We start from the raw sequence: 16,723 nt of genomic DNA on the forward strand, positions 1-16,723 counted from the left end.
CCCGGGTCTTCATCCCCGCCGCGTCCGAACCCGCCTCCGGCTCCGACAGGCAGTACGAGAACATCCCCTCGCCCCGCGCCAGAGCCCCCAGGTACTTCGCCTTCAACTCCTCCGAACCCGACAACTGCACCGGCAGCGACCCCAGCTTGTTCACCGCCGGGATCAACGACGACGAGCCGCACACCCGCGCGACCTCCTCGATCACGATCACCGTCGCCAGCGCGTCCGCCCCCGCACCCCCGTACACCTCCGGCACGTGCACCGCGTGCAGATCGTTGCCCGTCAGCGCGTCCAACGCCTCCTGCGGGAACCGCCCCTGCTCGTCCACCTCCGCCGCGAACGGAGCGATCTTCGCCTCGGCCAGCGAACGCACCGCCTCACGGAGCATCTGGTGCTCCTCGGAGATACGGAAGAGATCGAAGTCAGCCGCCCCTGCGCTGCCCGCCATGATGCCTGCCTCGTCGTCCAGTGACCGACGTCCGATCGACGCCTGGTCCGAGTCGAATCGCGGTTAACTACCGTTCAGTAGAGATCCTAGGGCTCCGACCTGCGGCTGCCTAGCGTCCTCGGGGCCGTCTGCGGGCCGTCGTCCGGAGGCCCGCCGACCGCCCCCGAAACACCCCCCGAGTACGGGCGATCCCTGGCGACCCGGCCGGGACGGATAGCATCAGGGGCACCTCTACTGGTCGAACCCGCAACCCAAGGGGAACCCGTGACCCTCCGCATCTCCGTGATCGGCACCGGCTACCTCGGCGCCACGCATGCCGCCGCGATGGCCGAGTTCGGCTTCGAGGTGCTGGGTCTGGACATCGACCCCGAGAAGATCGCCACCCTCACCGCCGGCCGCGTCCCGATGTACGAGCCGGGCCTGTCCGAGCTGTTGCTCAAGCACGTGGCCGGGCACGAGGGCTCGACCGGGCGGCTGCGCTTCACCACCTCCGCCAAGGAGGCCGCCGAGTTCGGCGACGTCCACTTCGTCTGCGTCAACACCCCGCAGCGCAAGGGCGAGTTCGCCGCCGACATGTCGTACGTGGACACCGCGATCGACGAACTCGCGCCGCACCTGACCCGCCCGGCCCTGGTGGTCGGCAAGTCCACCGTGCCGGTCGGTTCGGCGGCCCGGCTGGCCGAGCGGCTGGCCGCGCTGGCGCCGGTCGGCGCGGACGCCGAACTCGCCTGGAACCCGGAGTTCCTGCGCGAGGGCTTCGCCGTCCAGGACACCCTGCGGCCGGACCGGATCGTGGTCGGCGCCCAGAGCGAGCGGGCCGAGCGGCTGCTGCGCGAGGTGTACGCGGAGCCGATCGGAGCCGGGGTGCCGTTCCTGGTCACCGACTACGCGACCGCCGAGCTGGTGAAGGCCGCCGCCAACTCCTTCCTGGCCACCAAGATCTCCTTCATCAACGCGATGGCCGAGGTCTGCGAGGCGGCCGGGGCGGACGTCACGCTGCTCTCCACCGCGCTCGGCCACGACGAGCGGATCGGCCGCAAGTTCCTCAACTCGGGCCTCGGCTTCGGCGGTGGCTGCCTGCCCAAGGACATCCGCGCGTTCATGGCCCGGGCCGGCGAGCTCGGCGCCGACCAGGCGCTGACCTTCCTGCGCGAGGTCGACTCGATCAACATGCGGCGCCGCTCCCGGATGGTCGAGCTGGCCCGCGAACAGTGCGGCGGCGGCTTCCTGGGCCGCCGGGTCGCCGTCCTCGGCGCCGCGTTCAAGCCCGACTCGGACGACATCCGGGACTCCCCCGCCCTCAACGTGGCCGCCCAGATCCAGCTCCAGGGCGCCCAGGTCACCGTCTACGACCCGAAGGCCGTGGAGAACGCCCGCAAGATGTTCCCGTCCCTGGCCTACGCCGACTCCGCCCTGGAGGCCGCCGAGGGCGCCCACGTCGTCCTCCACCTCACCGAGTGGGCCGAGTTCCGCGCGCTCGACCCGGCCGAGCTCGGCGCCGTCGTGGCCGAGCGCCGTCTGCTCGACGGTCGCAACGTCCTCGACGCCGACGCCTGGCGCGCCGCCGGCTGGACCTACCGCGCCCTGGGCCGCCCCAGCTGACGCCTGTGCCCCGCACCGACCTCGCCGCGCGGCCGGCCACCGCCTTCCCCCGCGTCCGCCCGGACAGCGACTCCCCCACCGGCCTCGACTACGGCAACGCCCACGAGGCGACCGGTGCCCACCCGAGTGGCCAGGCCGCCGTCCTCCGGCTCAAGGCGACCTACCGGGCCGACGGCACGGCCCAGGTGAAGCTCGCCGCCTTCACCACCTGAGCCGCCCCCTGAACCGGCACCTGCACCGCCCCGGAATCCCGGACCCGCGACCGTCGTTGGCACCGGCATGACGAACTACGGCGACGAAGCAACGGTCCGCTCCATCCTCACCGGCAGCGGCGACACCTGGGCAGTGGTCGGACTGTCCAGCAACACCGCCCGGGCCGCCTACGGCGTGGCCCAGGTCCTCCAGCGCTACGGCAAGCGGATCGTGCCGGTGCACCCGAAGGCCGAGACGGTCCTCGGCGAGCCCGGCTACGCCTCGCTGGCCGACATCCCGTTCGCGGTCGACGTGGTGGACGTGTTCGTGAACAGCGCGCTGGCCGGGGAGGTCGCGGACCAGGCGGTGGCGGTCGGGGCGAAGGCCGTCTGGTTCCAGCTCGGGGTCGTCGACGAGGCCGCGTACGGGCGGACCCGGGCCGCCGGGGTCCCGATGGTGATGGACAAGTGCCCGGCCATCGAGATCCCGCGGCTCGGCTGAGGCCTGAGGTCAGCCGTCCAGCTGGGCGATGGTCGCGATGGACGGCCGGCGGGTGGCCCGCAGGGTGGCGGCGACCGACTCGGCGTCGCGCAGGACGCGGACGGCGTTGTGCCAGGTGAGCTTGGCGAGGTCGGCCTCCGACCAGTGGCGGCCGAGGAGTTCGGCGACCAGGTTGGGGTAGCCGGCCACCGAGTCGAGGCCGTCCGGCAGGAAGGCGGTGCCGTCGAAGTCGCCGCCGATGCCGATGTGGTCGATGCCCGCGACCTCGCGCATGTGGTCGAGGTGGTCGGCGACGGTGGCCGGGGTGGCGATCGGGCGCGGGTGGGCGGCCTCGAAGGCGCGCTGGCGCTCCATCGCGGGCGGGGTGGTGTCCAGCGGGTGGAAGCCGTGGGCGCGCATGTTCGCGTCGGCGGCCAGGGTCCACTCGATGGCGGCGGGCAGGATGAACTTGGGGACGAAGGTCGCCATCGCCACCCCGCCGTTGGCGGGCAGCTGGGCGAGCACGTCGTCCGGGATGTTGCGCGGGTGGTCGCAGACCGTGCGCGCGGAGGAGTGCGAGAAGACGACGGGCGCCTCGGTGACCCGCAGGGCGTCCCGCATGGTGTCGGCGGAGACGTGCGAGAGGTCGACCAGCATGCCGAGCCGGTTCATCTCCCGGACGACCTCCTCGCCGAACCGGCTCAGCCCGCCGGCCACCGGCTTGTCGGTCGCGGAGTCGGCCCACGGCACGTTGTCGTTGTGGGTGAGCGTCAGGTAGCGCACACCCAGCTCGTACAGGGCGCGCAGCGTGGCCAGCGAGCAGTCGATCGAGTGGCCGCCCTCGGCGCCCATCAGCGAGGCGATCCGGCCCTCGGTGCGGGCGGCCTCCATGTCGGCGGCGGTACGGGCCAGGCGCAGCCGGTCCGGGTAGCGCTCGACCAGGGCGTGGACGAAGTCGACCTGCTCCAGGGTGGCGCTCACGGCGTGGTCGCCGGCCAGTGAGGCGGGCACGTAGACGGACCAGAACTGCGCGCCGACCCCGCCCTCCGCGAGGCGGGCGAGGTCGGTGTGCAGGCGGTCGCTCTGGTCGGCGGCGAGGTCGAGCGCGCCGAGGTCGTACCCGGCCTGCTCGCGCATCGCCCAGGGGAGGTCGTTGTGACCGTCCACCACGGGGGCGGTGCGCAGCAGGGCCCGGGCGCGGTCCAGCGGGGTGGGGGAGTCCGTCTGAGAAGTCATACGGGCTGTTCTACCCCACCCCCGCCGGGGGCCGTCCGCGCCGCCGGGGCCTTACTTGCCGAAGCCGAAGGAGGAGGAGCCGGCCACCTTGGCCCGGAGCTTCTTGCCCTTCTCGGTGGCCTGGTTGTTCAGCTCGGCCTGGAACTCGGCCATCTTTTCGGTGAGTTCCGGGTCGAAGGCGGCGAGCATCCGCACCGCGAGCAGGCCCGCGTTGCGCGCGCCGGCCACCGAGACGGTGGCCACCGGCACGCCGGCCGGCATCTGGACGATCGACAGCAGGCTGTCCATGCCGTCCAGGTAGCGCAGCGGCACCGGCACGCCGATGACCGGCAGCGGGGTGACGGAGGCGAGCATGCCCGGCAGGTGGGCGGCGCCGCCGGCGCCGGCGATGATCGCCTTCAGTCCGCGCCGGTGGGCGTTCTCGCCGTACGCGACCATCTCGCGGGGCATCCGGTGGGCGGAGACGACGTCCACCTCGTAGGGGATCTCGAACTCGTCCAGGGCCTGGGCGGCGGCCTCCATGACCGGCCAGTCGGAGTCCGAGCCCATCACGATGCCAACGACAGGGGTGGTCATTCGGTGATCGTTCCTCGCAGGTAGGCGGCCGCGTGGCGGGCGCGCTCGCGGACGTCGTCGAGGTCGTCCCCGAAGACGTTGACGTGGCCGACCTTGCGGCCGGGCTTCACGTCCTTCCCGTACATGTGGATCCGCAGCCCGGGGTCGCGGGCCATGCAGTGCAGGAAGGCGTGGTACATGTCCGGGTAGTCGCCGCCGAGGACGTTGACCATGACGGTCCACTTGGCGCGCGGCCGGGGGTCGCCGAGCGGGAGGTCGAGGACGGCCCGCAGGTGGTTCTCGAACTGCGAGGTGACCGCGCCGTCCTGGGTCCAGTGGCCGGAGTTGTGCGGGCGCATGGCCAGTTCGTTGACGAGGATCCGGCCGTCCCGGGTCTGGAACAGCTCGACGGCGAGGTGGCCGACGATGCCGAGGTCGCCCGCGATCCGCAGGGCGAGCTGCTGGGCCTCGTCGGAGAGGGCCGGGTCGAGGTCGGGCGCGGGGGCGGTGACCTCGGCGCAGACGCCGTTCTCCTGGACGCTCTCGACCACCGGGTAGGCGACGGCCTGGCCGCTGGGCGAGCGGACCACGTTGGCGGCCAGCTCGCGGACGAAGTCGACCTTCTCCTCGGCCAGCACCGGGACGCCGGCCAGGAACGGGGCCTGGGCCTCCTGCTCGTCGCCGACGACCCAGACGCCCTTGCCGTCGTAGCCGCCGCGGACGGTCTTCAGCACGACCGGGTACCCCTCGCCCTCGCCGGCGAAGGCGGTGACGTCGGCCGGGTCGGCGACGATCCGGTGCCGGGGGCAGGGCACCCCGATGGAGTCGAGCCTGGCCCGCATCACGCCCTTGTCCTGGGCGTTGACCAGCGCCTCCGGGCCGGGGCGGACGGCGATGCCGTCGGCCTCCAGGGCCCGCAGGTGCTCGGTGGGGACGTGCTCGTGGTCGAAGGTGATCACGTCGCAGCCGGCCGCGAAGCGGCGCAGGGTGTCGAGGTCCCGGTAGTCACCGAGGACGACGTCGGAGACCACCTGTGCGGCGGAGTCCTGGGGGGTGTCGGCGAGGAGCTTGAACCTGACCCCGAGCGGGATGCCCGCCTGGTGTGCCATGCGGGCCAGCTGCCCGCCACCGATCATGCCCACCACTGGAAAATTCACATTGCCCGGGGAAGTCACCCCGCCAGGATATCCGGGCCGGTGGGGGCCGTGGCGCCGCGGTGGGGCGGTGAGTAGTGGACGCGCGTAGATGTCAAACCCGCGCACGGACGGCTGACCCGTTCGATGGAAGCGGGTAGCCTGGACGGCTAGGTCCTCGTCCGCGCGGTCGGATCATGTGCGTGCACGCAGGGCCCAAGGGGTGCCCCCGGCCCAGTGGGACACCCTTTTCCCGTAGGTACATGGAGGCCACCCGGTATGGCGACGACCGCAGCTTCGAACCCCTCGCTCCTCCAGAAGGTGTCGAGCGGGTTTTCCGGCGAAGTCGTGAAGTTCGGCATCGTCGGCCTGAGCGGCGTGGTGGTCAACTTCGCCGTGTTCTGGGTCTGCATCAACGGGATGGGCCTGGCCTCACTGCGGTCCAACGTCGTCGCCACGGTGATCGCGATCGCCACCAACTACCTCGGCTACCGCTACTGGCTGTACCGGGACCGCGACGCCGCCTCCCGCAGGCGGGAGATCACCCTGTTCCTGGTGTTCAGCGGCATCGGCATGCTGATCGAGACCGGCGTGCTCGGCTTCTCCCGGTACGTGCTCGGCCTGGACACCAGCTACGAGCAGATCGGTGCCAAGGTGGTCGGCCTCGCCATCGCCACCGTGTTCCGCTTCATCTCGTACCGCACCTGGGTCTTCAAGGCCCTGCCGGAGCCCGAGCCGGCCGCACCGGCGGTCGTCGCCGCCAGCGGCCAGGAGCTCGCCGCCCAGGCCGAGCTGATGCTGGCCGCCGAGCAGATCCGCTTCGCCAAGGCCGAGTAGGCGCCAAGCGGCGCCCGTCTCCGGTTGCCCGGCCCGCCTCCGGTTGCCCGGCCCGCCTCCGCGAGAGGACAGTGGTGACGGAGGGCGAGCACGGCCGGCGGACGATCGAGGCCCAGGGGGTCCCAGGAGGCTCGCCATGGCGTTCGTCCAGATCATCGACTGCAAGACCGACAGGCTCGACGACCTCAACCGGCTCATGGACACCTGGGTCGAGGCCACCAAGGGCAAGCGGACCGCCTCGCACGCGGTGGTCGGCACCGACCGCTCGGACGCCCGCCACGTGGTGGAGATCGTGGAGTTCCCCTCCTACGAGGAGGCGATGCGGAACTCCCAGCTGCCCGAGACGGACCGGATCTTCCGCGAGATGGTGGCCCTCTGCGAGGCGCCGCCCACCTTCACCGACCTCGACGTGATCCGCGACTTCCGACTCGACGAGGCCCCGTGACCAGCGCTTCGGCCACGCCCGGTGACCAGCGCTTCGGCCGGGCCCGGTGAACCAGCGCCTCGGCCGGGCCCGTGACGGGCTAGTCGTCGTGGCTGCGGCCGAGGAAGAGCGCGAACACCGCGGGCTTCAGCGAGAGCAGTTCCAGCCGCCCGCCGTCCGCCTCCGCGAGGTCGCGGGCGACGGCCAGGCCGATGCCGGTGGAGTTGCGGCCGCTGACCGCCCGCTCGAACACCCGGTTTCCGAGGTCCGCGGGCACGCCGGCGCCCTGGTCCTGTACCTCGACCACCACCGAGGTGCCGGAGGGCCGCACCCGAAGGGTGATCGTCCCGGCGCCGTGCATCAGTGAGTTCTCGATCAGGGTGGCGAGCACCTGGGCCACCGTCCCCGGGGTGCCGACCGCGGTGACCCCGTGCAGGCCCTCCAGGGACAGCACCCGGCCCCGTTCGCGCAGCGTCGGGCCCCACTCCTCCACCTGCTGCTTGATCACCTCGTCGAGGTCGAAGGCGACGGCGGTGGGGCTGCGCGGGTCGCGCTGGGTGGTGAGCAGCCGCTGGACGACGTCGGTGAGCCGCTCGACCTGCTGGAGGGCGATGGTCGCCTCCTCCTTGACGGTCTCCGGCTCCTCGGCGAGGGCGGTGATCTCCTCCAGTCGCATCGACAGCGCGGTGAGCGGGGTGCGCAGCTGGTGGGAGGCGTCGGCGGCGAGCCGGCGTTCGGCGGTGAGCATCCGGGCGATCCGCTCGGCGCTGGTGTCCAGCACCTCGGCGATCCGGTCCAGTTCGGGCACCCCGTAGCGGCGGTCGCGCGGGCGCGGGTCGCCGGAGCCGAGCCGTTCGGCGGTCTCGGCGAGGTCGGTGAGCGGCCGGGCGAGCCGTTTGGCCTGCCAGACGGCGAGCGCCACGGCGGCCTGGACGGCCAGCAGGGCGACCACGCCGAGCAGCAGCAGGTTGTTGGCGATCTCGTGGTCGACGTCCTCGCGGGACTGCTCGACGGTGACGATCTCGCCGCTGTTCCCGCGCTCGACGGCCCGCAGCAGGTGGTTCCCGGCCGGCCGGTCGCCGGCCGAGAGCACCTGCTGGCCGGGGATCTGCACCTCGACGTAGCTGCCCTCGGTGACCTGGCTCTCGAAGACGCGCCCCTCCTTGACCGACTCACCGGCAGTGAGCCGGCTCTCGACCAGGGCGAGCACCCGGACGGCGGTCGCGTCCACCCGGTCCTGGGCCGAGTTGGCGATGGTGCGCTTCTCGACCAGGGCGAGCGGCACGCAGAACACCACGACGACCACCAGGACGACGACCAGCAGCGAGTTGATCATCCGGCGTTTCACGCTGCTGCTCCCCGAGGTGTTCCGCTTCATCGGCCGCCGCCCGGCCACGATCTCCGTACGGGGCTGATTCTTCTCGACTCCGTACGGGGCTAATTCTTCTCGAACCGGAACCCGACTCCGCGCACGGTGGCGATGTAGCGCGGGTTCGCCGCGTCGTCGCCGAGCTTCTTGCGAAGCCAGGAGATGTGCATGTCCAGGGTCTTGGTCGAGGTCCACCAGGTGGTGTCCCAGACCTGCCGCATGATCTCCTCGCGGGTCACCACCCGGCCGGCGTCGCGGACCAGGACGCGCAGCAGCTCGAACTCCTTGGCGGAGAGGGTCAGCTCCTCCTCGCCGAGCCAGGCGCGGTGGGACTCGATGTCGATCTTCACCCCGTGCGCGCCGGTGGTGAGCTGGTCGACGTTGCCGCGCCGGAGCAGGGCCCGGACGCGGGCGAGCAGTTCGGCCAGGCGGAAGGGCTTGGTGACGTAGTCGTCGGCGCCGGCGTCCAGGCCGACCACGGTGTCCACCTCGTCGGCGCGGGCGGTGAGCACCAGGACGGGGCAGCTCTTGCCGTCGGCGCGCAGTCGGCGGCAGACCTCAAGGCCGTCCATCTCGGGCAGGCCGAGGTCGAGGACGACGAGGTCGACCTCCTCGGTGAGGCCGGCGGCGAGTGCGGTCGGACCGTCCTCGCGGACGAGCACCTCATAGCCCTCGCGTCGCAGGGCCCGGGCGAGCGGTTCGGAGATCGCCGGATCGTCCTCGGCGAGCAGCACACAGGTCATGTGGTGATGGTAGTCGGCTCGGGTATGCCCGTACGCCCTGTGAGGTAGTTCACAGAGCGTGATCGTTATACAAGGGTCCGTTCGGGGTCAACGGGGCGTCGCCTGCCGGTCGTTCGGCGAAGAATCTCCCCTTGGATCTTGAAACCTAAGGAAGAGATGCCTGACTACCATGGATAGGCCGGGAAGATCTGCCCCGAACTTTGCCATTCCCATACCTGATTCGTGGCTTTTGTCATCTGATAACGCCAAATATCGCCACGTAGAGTGGTTCAAGTTCGTCCGCCGCCACCCCCCTAGGCGGACGCGATCAGGCAAGGAACCACTACTCATGGCGTCTACGACCCTGGACACCGGCGTCACGTCGGCCACTCCCGGCGGCAAGACCTTCCTCGGCCACCCCCGGGGACTCGCCACTCTCTTCATGAGCGAGATGTGGGAGCGCTTCAGCTACTACGGCATGCGTGCCCTGCTGGTGCTCTACATGACCGCCTCCGTCGCGGACGGCGGCCTGGCCATGAAGACGGCCGTCGCCGCCGCCGTGTACAGCGTGTACACGGCCATGGTCTACCTGCTGGCCCTCCCGGGCGGCTGGATCGCGGACCGCTTCCTCGGCGCCCGCAAGACCGTCGCGGTCGGCGGCACGATCATCATGATCGGCCACTTCCTGCTGGCAGTCCCCTTCAGCGCGTCGTTCTTCGTCGGCCTCGCCTTCATCGCGGTCGGCTCGGGCCTGCTCAAGGCCAACATCTCGACGATGGTCGGCCACCTCTACGACGGCCCGAACGACCCGCGCCGCGACGGTGGCTTCACCGTCTTCTACATGGGCATCAACCTCGGTGCCTTCGCGGCCCCGCTGGTCATCGGCACCGTCGGCCAGAACGTCAGCTGGCACCTGGGCTTCGCCCTCGCCGGCGTCGGCATGGCCCTCGGCCTGGGCCAGTTCCTGCTGGGCACCCGCCACCTGAGCCCGAAGAGCAACGTCGTCACCTCGCCGATCACCCCGGACGAGAAGCGGAAGATCTTCACCAAGGCGGGCATCTGGCTGGCCGTCGCCGCCGTCTTCTACGGCGTCGTCGCCGCCACCGGCCACTTCACCATCAACTGGGCGATCTGGCCGCTGTCCATCGCGGGCCTGGCGATCCCGGTCCTGGTCTTCAGCAAGGTCAAGCGCGACAAGGACCTCGACGCCAACGAGCAGTCCAAGATGAGCGGCTACATCTGGTTCTTCGTCGCCGCCGCCGTGTTCTGGATGATCTACGACCAGTCCGGCTCGACGCTGAACATCTTCGCCGACGAGCACACCGCGTCCACGCTGTTCGGGTTCAACTTCCCGTCCAGCTGGTTCCAGTCGCTCAACCCGCTGTACATCATGGCGCTGGCCCCGGTCTTCGCCTGGATCTGGGTCGCCCTGGCCCGCCGGTCGAAGAACCCCAGCACCACCATGAAGTTCGCCTTCGGTCTGCTGATGATCGGCGCCTCCTTCATCGTCATGATGCTGGCGATGGCCTCCGCGACCGGCGACACCAAGGTCACCCCGCTGTGGCTGGCCATGGTCTACCTGGTCCAGACCGTCGGTGAGCTCACCCTCTCCCCCGTCGGCCTGTCCGTCACCACCAAGCTGGCTCCCACCAAGTACGCCAGCCAGATGATGGGCGTCTGGTTCCTCGCCGTCACCGCCGGTGACTGCGTCGCCGCGATCTTCCAGCTGGTGCTGGGCGACAAGATCGTCGGCGGGACCGCGTACTTCGCGGTGCAGGGCGCCATGGCGATCGTGGCCGGCATCGCGCTGGCGATGTACCGCAAGAAGGTCGTCAAGCTCATGGGCGACGTCCACTGACGTCCGTCCCGCCCGCTCCGGGGCCGCCGTGGATTCCTGAGATCCACGGCGGCCCCGGCCGTTTTCCTCGGCCGTTTCCTCGGCCGTCCTCCTCCGTCCTCCTCGGCGTCTCTCGACGGCGGTGTGCTTCCCTCGGCGGTGTGCTTCCCTCGGGGGCGAATGCCCCTCGGCGACGAATTTCCCTCGACGGACCCGGGCCGGGTCTGCCTATGGTCCCGGCATGACGACCGACTCCCTGCCCCGTCAGCTGGCCCGTACCCGACGGTTCACCCTGGGCGCCCCCGCCCAGCCGCAGCCCTCCGCCGACGGCGCCACCGTGCTGTTCCTGCGCGGCCGCACCGGCACCGACCCGGTCACCCGCCTCTGGGCCCTGGACACCGCGACCGGCGCGGAGCGGCTGGTCGCCGACCCGGCCGCGCTGGGCTCCACCACCGGCATCGCCTGCTACGCCACCGACGACACCGGGCGGCTGGCCGCCTTCACCCTGGACGGCACGCTCTGGCTCGCCGACACCGCCGCGGGATCGGTGCGCCCGGTCACCACCACCGGCGCGCCCCAGGAGGCCCGGCCCGACCCGACCGGCCGCCGGATCGCCTACGTCAGCGACGGCGCCCTACGGGTCGTCGACGCCGACGGCGGCAACGACCGCGCCCTCGCCGAACCCGAGTCCTGTGACGTCTCGTACGGCCTCGCCGAGTACGTCGCCGCCGAGGAGATGTACCGCACCCGCGGCCACTGGTGGTCCCCCGACGGCACCGCGCTGCTCGTCGCCCGGGTCGACGACCGCGCGGTCACCCGGCTGTTCCTCGCCGACCCCACCGACCCGCAGCAGCCCCCGCGCACCATCCGCTACCCGCTGGCCGGCACCGCCAACGCCGACGTCTCGCTCCGGCTGCTCGGTCTCGACGGCAGCCGGACCGAGGTCCGCTGGGACGCCGCCGCCTTCGAGTACCTCACCGCCGCCGGCTGGGACGCCCACGGCCCGTACGCCGCCGTGCAGAGCCGCGACCAGCGCACCGTCCGCACCCTGGCGATCGCTTCGGACGGCACCACCCGGGTGCTCGCCGAACGGACGGACCCGCACTGGATCGAACTGCTTCCGGGCCTGCCCGCCCGGACGGCGGGCGGCGCCCTGGTCGACACCGCCGACGACGGCGACACCCGGCAGCTGACCATCGACGGCAAGCCCGTCACCCCGGACGGGCTTCAGCTGCGGGCCGTCCTCGGGACGGACGGCGAACAGGTGCTGTTCACCGCCTCCGACGAGCCCACCGAGACCCACCTGTGGACCTACGAACCGGGTCGCGGCATCCAGCAGTTGAGCAGCGGCCCCGGCCTTCACGACGGGGTCGCGCGGGGCGGAACGCTGGTGCTCACCACCCGCTCCCCCGACGGGCGGACCACGGTGCTGCGCGAGGGCGCGCCGTCATGGCCGCTCACCTCCTACGCCGAACCACCCGTCGTCACCGCCCGCCCCGAGCTGCTCCGCCTCGGCCCCCGTGAACTGCGCGCCAACCTGTTCCTGCCCACCGGCCACCGCCCCGCCGACGGCCCGCTGCCCGTGCTGCTCGACCCGTACGCCGGGCCGGCCATGCAGAAGGCCACCACCGGCGGCGCCTGGCACGAGCAGGTCTCCCAGTGGTTCGCCGACCAGGGCTTCGCGGTGCTGGTGGTGGACGGGCGGGGCACCCCCGGGCGCGGCCCGCGCTGGGAGAAGTCCGTCTGGGGCGACAAGGCCGGGCCCGCGCTGGAGGACCAGATCGAGGGCTTGCACGAGGTGGCCCGACTGCGGCCCGGACTGCTCGACCTCGACCGGGTCGCCATCCGCGGCTGGTCCTACGGCGGCTTCCTCGCCGCCCTCGCTGTGCTGCGCCGCCCGGACGTCTTCCACGCCGCCTCGGCCGGTGCTGCCCCCACCGACTGGCGGCTCTACGACACCCACTGGCAGGAACGCTTCCTCGGCCACCCCGACGAGCACCCCGAGCACTACGACTCCTGCGACCTGATCACGGAGGCTCCGAAGCTGCGCCGCCCGCTCCTGCTGATCCAGGGCCTGGCGGACGACAACGTCTACCCCGCCCACGCCCTGCGGCTCTCCCACGCCCTCCTCGCCGCCGGCCGCCCCCACGAGGTCCTCCCGCTGCGCGGTGCGGGCCACCGGCCGACCGACGAGGCCGTGGTGGAGAACCTGCTGCACCACGAACTGCACTTCCTGCGGCGCTCCTTGGGCATGGGTTAGGCACGCCTTCGCCCCGTCTGGCCGCTGGGCCCGACGGGGCGAAACGAGAGTTCAACCCCGGAACGGCACTGGGTTCTCCGAGGAGTCGAGCCACACCGTGTGGGTGTCCGGGGTGACCGTGAGGCCGAAGCGGTCGAAGCCGGGGTGGCCCTGGTCGTCCCACCAGCGCCAGGCGGCTTCCACCTCGTCCCAGAGGTTCCGGGGGCCGGACTGGTACACCTCGTACTCGGTGCGGCCCCGCTCGTAGTCGGCCGAGGCCCAGGAGAGGGTGTCCCGGCTGTGGAGCCACAGCGTGTACGCGCCGTCGTCGTAGCGCTCCGCCCGCCAGAACGCCCCGGGGACGGCCACCCCGATGACGAACTGCTCGAACCAGCCGCCCGTGTCCGGCGGGGCGAGGGTGGTGGTGGTCCGCACGCCGTCGGCGGGCCACTCCTGACCGCGCAGGTAGTCCGCGAACGGCGGCCGGTCCGTGCGCTGTTGGCGCAGCCGCATGAACGCCGAGCCGCGGGTGAACCGGCCGCTCGCGCTGGTGCCGTCGGCGTCCACGGTCAGCCGGACGATCTGCTCGCCGCCGTACTCGGTGCCGAACGGCGCCACGATGACCCCGCCGGGGGCCGTCTGGGCCAGCCATGTGGGAGGGATCTCCGCGACGGAGCAGGTGGCTATTACCCGGTTATAGGGAGCGCCCTCCGGCCAGCCATGCCGCCCGTCGCCTTCGACCACGGTCGGTGCGAGCCCGGCCCCCTCCAGGTTCGCGCGGGCGCCCCGGGCGACCTCCGGATCGAACTCCACGGTCACCACGTTCGCGTCGCCCAGCCGGTGGGCGAGCAGGCCCGCGTTCCACCCCGTACCGGTGCCGATCTCCAACACCCGGTTCCCCGGGCGGACGTCAAGGTCCTGCAGCATGGAGAACACCATCGAGGGCATGGAGCTGGACGAGGTCGGTGTCGTACCGAGCCCGTCGCCCTGGTGGTCGCCGTCGTCCCACTGCGTGGTCAACGGAATGTCCGAGTAGACCGCCCGCCGCCACGCCTCGGGATTCCGAGAGCGGTCCACCACGGGCTTCTGGGAGGTGCCGTCCGCAACGCCCGGCCAGATGCGGTCCGGTACGAACAGCTCGCGCGGTACGGCCTCGAAGGCCGGGAGCCAATCCGCAGTGAGCGCGCCCCCGGCCACCAGCGCGGCGGCCAGCCCCGGAGGCCCCGCCTTCACATGTGTCTCGCCGATCACTTGCCGGCCCACTGGCAGACCTCGGGCTTGCGACGCACGAGCTGGACCCGCCCGTCGTGGTCGATCACTGCGGCGGCGCCTGAGTCGGCGACACCGGCCGCTGCGGCATCGGCCGCCCGGCCGACCACGAACGCGGGGGAAGTGACAGTCACAGCAGCTCCTTGCGATGGTCGCTGATCTTCATGGCCGTGCGGATGTGCTGCTCGGCCGGTTCCAGATCCCGCTCACGATGCCAGATCCGCGAGCTTGATCGCTGGGCTGAGGGCACGCTCGACCGCAAGGGGATTTCGGCAGCACGAATAGCCACAGGACTTCAGTGGTCCTGCAGCTTTACTTCCTTTGTTGCCATGCCAGTTGAGTGCTAGCGTTCTTTTCCTCCACCCCATCGACTTCCGTGAGGTGCCTTCCATGACTCAGGCCATGCCTCGCCCGAAGAATCCCTTGGCGCCTCGTTTCCAGATGGCTTTGCGGCCTGCGGAGTTGCCCGACGATGACTTCGAGGACGACGCCACGATCAAAGGCAGGAAGTACAGCGGCCTGAGCCTTGTCGGCCGCGTGGGCGAAGCGGTCGAAGTCGAGCAATGCGCCTTCGAGAACGTGCGGTTCACCGGGATGCACCTGGTCCGCTCGGTGCTCGCCCATGTCACCTTCGACACCTGTGACTTCGCCACGGTCCGGACGCAGGACGTGTCCGTCCTCCGCGGCACGGTGACCGGTTGCCGACTCACCGGGTCGTCCTGGAGCAACGGCAGCTTCCGCGATGTCCTCTTCGAAGGAACGCGGACGGACAGCGCGCTGTTCCGCTATGCGAAGTTCAAGACGGTGGTTTTCAGGGAGTGCAATCTCTCTCAGGCTGATTTTCAATTCGCCGAACTCCGCGATGTCCGGTTCGAGAAGTGCAATCTCACCGGTGCGCAGTTCGCCAACATCACCGTTCAGTCCGGTGTCAGTTTCGACAACTGCACACTGATCGATGTCGGCGGCACCTCGCATCTCAGGGGCGCCACCGTGCGAGGCCCAGGCGCCATGGAATTGGCACTGAGCCTCGCCAGGGAAGCCGGCATCCTGTTCGAACCCTAGGCGGCAGCAGGCAGCTCGTAGTGCGCGAACTCCCGGCCCGAGATCGACCGGGCGACGAGGTCGAAGTCGATCGTCTCGGCGAAGGCCGCGAGTTCGCGCACCATCCCCTGCCCGTACGGTGTGAACAGGTCCAACTTGTCGAGCAGGCCCTCCGCGCACTCGCGGATCGAGTGGCGGAACTTGTCCACCAACTCGGTCTCGCCCCTCAGGTGCTGCATGAGCATGAGGGGCGGAGCCACCACGGCAGAGTGAAAGGCCTTGTCGAGCGGCCGCAACTGCCCGAACTTCACCGCGGAGACGACCCGGTGCTCATCGGCCTCCAGTTCCTTGGCCGGTCGCGTGTAGAGGCGGTACACCATGTCCGCCAGGAAGACGTTCAGGTGCACGGTCTCGTGGACCAGGGACTCGGCGTAGTCATGGGGCCGCCACTCGTCGCCGGGACTCATGCTGACCAGGCCCGGGAGCGTCGAACCGGTGCCGCCGCCCTTGTTGGCCGAGCTGAACATCACGACGTCGGTGACCACCAGGTCCACGAGCGCGCCCAGGTCGGGGGCGAGGTCCCTGATGTGCAGGAGCGCGACGGAGAAGTCACGTTCCCACCGCGCACACAGGGCGGCCGGGGTGTCCTCCAGGCCCTCGAAGATGTTCTCGAAGGTGCTGTTCTCGATCAGGTAGTTGCCCCACGCGCTGTCCTTGAAGGACAGCGCAATGCCCTCACCCGCTACCGGCAGGGGACGCAGGGCGGACACAACGCTCCGGTACGCGGCGCGGAGGTCTGCGGGGGTAGACGGGGACTGCTCGTTGACCGCGCTCACGAGTCGGCCGATCGTCTCGCGGGCATGGTGGATGTTGAGGAATCGCACGGACACTCGCTCCTTGGCTGGGATGCTTGGAACCGCGTGCCCGGCCCCAATTGAGGTGGGGCCGGGCACGCGACTGATTCAGGCGCTCAGGCCGACCGTCAGTTGGTCCAGCCGCCCATCATCGAGGTGTTGTCCTCGCCCAGGAACGCCCGGACGTTGCCCCGGATGGTGTCCGCGGCGCCCTCGTCGAGCACCGCGGCCTCGGTCACCTCGGTGTTCTCGGCGTCGCTGGTAATCACGGACATTGCGATCTCCCTTCACTGGATGAACTGGATGAGTGGAGCAACCTCCCCGGACGGGGAGGAACTTGTGGGAGCCAGTGACTCGCATCGGCGAGGTGAACCAGGTGCCTCTCCCTGGCAACGGGGCATCGGTGGGGGCCGACTGGACCGTCGGTGGTTGCCGGGCCCGCAGTACCAGCGCTACTTGAGGGCATCCGCCCCAGCACATGGAAC

The 16,723-nt window shown here is 70.8% G+C and carries 17 protein-coding genes and 1 pseudogene; 8 read left to right on the forward strand and 10 right to left on the reverse strand.

From position 1 onward, the window contains the following. On the reverse strand, window positions 1-448 hold a 448-nt coding region (locus tag ACZ3YL_RS29135), incomplete at its 3' end, for an acyl-CoA dehydrogenase family protein (protein ID WP_465660374.1). A 264-nt stretch (window positions 449-712) separates the two neighbouring features. Between ACZ3YL_RS29135 and ACZ3YL_RS29140 the strand changes: the two genes are divergently transcribed. The 3 genes from ACZ3YL_RS29140 to ACZ3YL_RS29150 all read left to right on the forward strand — a co-directional run bounded on the left by ACZ3YL_RS29140 (window position 713) and on the right by ACZ3YL_RS29150 (window position 2,743). Then, entirely contained in the window at window positions 713-2,050 is a 1,338-nt protein-coding gene (locus tag ACZ3YL_RS29140; protein WP_188309780.1) for a UDP-glucose dehydrogenase family protein, read from the forward strand. 5 nt (window positions 2,051-2,055) lie between these two features. Then, complete coding sequence (locus tag ACZ3YL_RS29145) at window positions 2,056-2,262, forward strand: hypothetical protein (protein WP_188309779.1); 207 nt, start codon at window positions 2,056-2,058, stop codon at window positions 2,260-2,262. A gap of 67 nt (window positions 2,263-2,329) precedes the next feature. After that, complete coding sequence (locus ACZ3YL_RS29150; RefSeq protein ID WP_465660375.1) at window positions 2,330-2,743, forward strand: CoA-binding protein; 414 nt, start codon at window positions 2,330-2,332, stop codon at window positions 2,741-2,743. A gap of 9 nt (window positions 2,744-2,752) precedes the next feature. Here the strand turns inward: ACZ3YL_RS29150 and ACZ3YL_RS29155 are convergent, their stop codons facing one another. The 3 genes from ACZ3YL_RS29155 to ACZ3YL_RS29165 are packed head-to-tail and all read right to left on the reverse strand — an operon-like array spanning window position 2,753 to window position 5,670. Next, on the reverse strand, window positions 2,753-3,958 hold the full coding sequence (locus tag ACZ3YL_RS29155) for a dipeptidase (RefSeq protein WP_188309777.1): 1,206 nt from the start codon (window positions 3,956-3,958) through the stop codon (window positions 2,753-2,755). A 51-nt stretch (window positions 3,959-4,009) separates the two neighbouring features. After that, the gene (purE, locus tag ACZ3YL_RS29160) at window positions 4,010-4,534 is read right to left on the reverse strand and encodes a 5-(carboxyamino)imidazole ribonucleotide mutase (RefSeq protein ID WP_465660376.1); all 525 of its coding nucleotides are present in this window, start codon (window positions 4,532-4,534) and stop codon (window positions 4,010-4,012) included. Further along, window positions 4,531-5,670 (reverse strand): 5-(carboxyamino)imidazole ribonucleotide synthase, encoded by a 1,140-nt coding sequence (locus ACZ3YL_RS29165; protein WP_188309784.1) that lies wholly within the window; start codon window positions 5,668-5,670, stop codon window positions 4,531-4,533. Before ACZ3YL_RS29165 ends, purE begins: the two co-directional genes overlap by 4 nt. 255 nt (window positions 5,671-5,925) lie before the next feature. On the opposite strand from ACZ3YL_RS29165, the gene ACZ3YL_RS29170 reads away from it, so the two are divergent. Together ACZ3YL_RS29170 and ACZ3YL_RS29175 are read left to right on the forward strand one after the other, a co-directional pair. Beyond that, on the forward strand, window positions 5,926-6,483 hold the full coding sequence (locus tag ACZ3YL_RS29170; protein ID WP_188309775.1) for a GtrA family protein: 558 nt from the start codon (window positions 5,926-5,928) through the stop codon (window positions 6,481-6,483). Between the two features lie 136 nt (window positions 6,484-6,619). Then, window positions 6,620-6,913, forward strand: a pseudogene (locus ACZ3YL_RS29175) (ester cyclase); the annotation flags it as partial. 94 nt (window positions 6,914-7,007) lie between these two features. Here the strand turns inward: ACZ3YL_RS29175 and ACZ3YL_RS29180 are convergent. Then, window positions 7,008-8,255 carry a HAMP domain-containing histidine kinase gene (locus tag ACZ3YL_RS29180; RefSeq protein ID WP_188309774.1) on the reverse strand — a complete coding sequence of 416 codons (1,248 nt, stop codon included), beginning with the start codon at window positions 8,253-8,255 and terminating at the stop codon, window positions 7,008-7,010. A gap of 89 nt (window positions 8,256-8,344) precedes the next feature. After that, the gene (locus ACZ3YL_RS29185; RefSeq protein ID WP_030290974.1) at window positions 8,345-9,019 is read right to left on the reverse strand and encodes a response regulator transcription factor; all 675 of its coding nucleotides are present in this window, start codon (window positions 9,017-9,019) and stop codon (window positions 8,345-8,347) included. Window positions 9,020-9,347: 328 nt separating this feature from the next. Between ACZ3YL_RS29185 and ACZ3YL_RS29190 the strand changes: the two genes are divergently transcribed. Next, window positions 9,348-10,856 (forward strand): peptide MFS transporter, encoded by a 1,509-nt coding sequence (locus ACZ3YL_RS29190; RefSeq protein ID WP_465660377.1) that lies wholly within the window; start codon window positions 9,348-9,350, stop codon window positions 10,854-10,856. A gap of 220 nt (window positions 10,857-11,076) precedes the next feature. Continuing rightward, a complete protein-coding gene (locus tag ACZ3YL_RS29195) occupies window positions 11,077-13,095 on the forward strand; it encodes a S9 family peptidase (RefSeq protein WP_465660378.1) in 2,019 nt (672 codons plus the stop codon). A gap of 51 nt (window positions 13,096-13,146) precedes the next feature. Here the strand turns inward: ACZ3YL_RS29195 and ACZ3YL_RS29200 are convergent, their stop codons facing one another. Further along, window positions 13,147-14,337: a methyltransferase domain-containing protein gene (locus ACZ3YL_RS29200; protein ID WP_465660379.1), complete on the reverse strand. Its 1,191-nt coding sequence runs from the start codon at window positions 14,335-14,337 to the stop codon at window positions 13,147-13,149. Beyond that, entirely contained in the window at window positions 14,322-14,477 is a 156-nt protein-coding gene (locus tag ACZ3YL_RS29205; protein WP_465660380.1) for a hypothetical protein, read from the reverse strand. Before ACZ3YL_RS29205 ends, ACZ3YL_RS29200 begins: the two co-directional genes overlap by 16 nt. A gap of 256 nt (window positions 14,478-14,733) precedes the next feature. On the opposite strand from ACZ3YL_RS29205, the gene ACZ3YL_RS29210 reads away from it, so the two are divergent. Then, entirely contained in the window at window positions 14,734-15,405 is a 672-nt protein-coding gene (locus tag ACZ3YL_RS29210; protein WP_188309769.1) for a pentapeptide repeat-containing protein, read from the forward strand. Here ACZ3YL_RS29210 and ACZ3YL_RS29215 read toward each other — a convergent pair. Both ACZ3YL_RS29215 and ACZ3YL_RS29220 read right to left on the reverse strand, forming a co-directional pair. Continuing rightward, on the reverse strand, window positions 15,402-16,268 hold the full coding sequence (locus ACZ3YL_RS29215) for an aKG-HExxH-type peptide beta-hydroxylase (RefSeq protein WP_188309768.1): 867 nt from the start codon (window positions 16,266-16,268) through the stop codon (window positions 15,402-15,404). The two genes, ACZ3YL_RS29210 and ACZ3YL_RS29215, sit on opposite strands and share 4 nt — an antisense overlap. A gap of 98 nt (window positions 16,269-16,366) precedes the next feature. Continuing rightward, entirely contained in the window at window positions 16,367-16,513 is a 147-nt protein-coding gene (locus ACZ3YL_RS29220; protein WP_188309767.1) for a hypothetical protein, read from the reverse strand. Between the last annotated feature and the right edge of the window lie 210 nt (window positions 16,514-16,723).

It is taken from the genome of Kitasatospora sp. NPDC023176, from assembly GCF_055560495.1.